Here is a 789-nt window from a genome sequence, read left to right on the forward strand (position 1 = left end):
CTCCAAACAAGCGCATGCCGACTTTCCCGAAGAGGCCATCTATGAGCGAGAGGCGGGCCGAAGTGGTGTCTTCGGCCCTGCCGCGCACTTCCATCACCAACATGCACCAACGGGTTGGTCAGAGTGGGAGGGCGACTTACGCCCTCGCGCTTTCGATTTTACGCTGGTGGACAAAGCCAGCCAGATAACCCCTTGGGCAGTGCCTCATCTTTTACACAACGCAGACTGCAAAATCCGTGTTTGGCGCATGGATGAGAAGATGGATTTCTTGGTACGTAACTCCGATGGTGATGAGCTGCTGTTCATTCACCAAGGCAGCGCTGATCTCTATTGCGACTATGGTCATTTGCAAGTGAGTGAAGGGGATTACGTGATGATTCCACGCTCGACTAATTGGCGCTTGGAGCCAAGTGAGCCGATGTTCATTCTGATGATTGAGAACACCGACGCGGCTTACTCATTGCCAGAGATGGGCATGGGGCGGTTCTTGAAATCCCATCGATCAACGATCAATTCCGCGCTCAATATTCAGAAGATCAAACCCAAGTTCAGGTGAAACGCCACGACAAAGTCAGCGTGATCACTTATCCGTTCAATCCTTTGGATGCGATTGGCTGGCATGGTGATTTGGCCGTGGTGAAAGTGAACTGGCGCGATATCAGACCGCTGATGTCACATCGCTACCACTTGCCACCGTCTGCACACACCACCTTTGTTGGCGCAGGTTTTGTGGTGTGTACCTTTGCGCCGCGCCCGATTGAGAGCGATCCGGGTGCGCTGAAAGTGCCG

The 789-nt window shown here is 53.5% G+C and carries 1 pseudogene; it reads left to right on the plus strand.

The annotated features are described in order from the left end of the window. Positions 1 to 789, plus strand: a pseudogene (locus KIV40_RS33090) (homogentisate 1,2-dioxygenase); the annotation flags it as partial.

The sequence above is a fragment of the Vibrio sp. D173a genome, assembly GCF_030248475.1.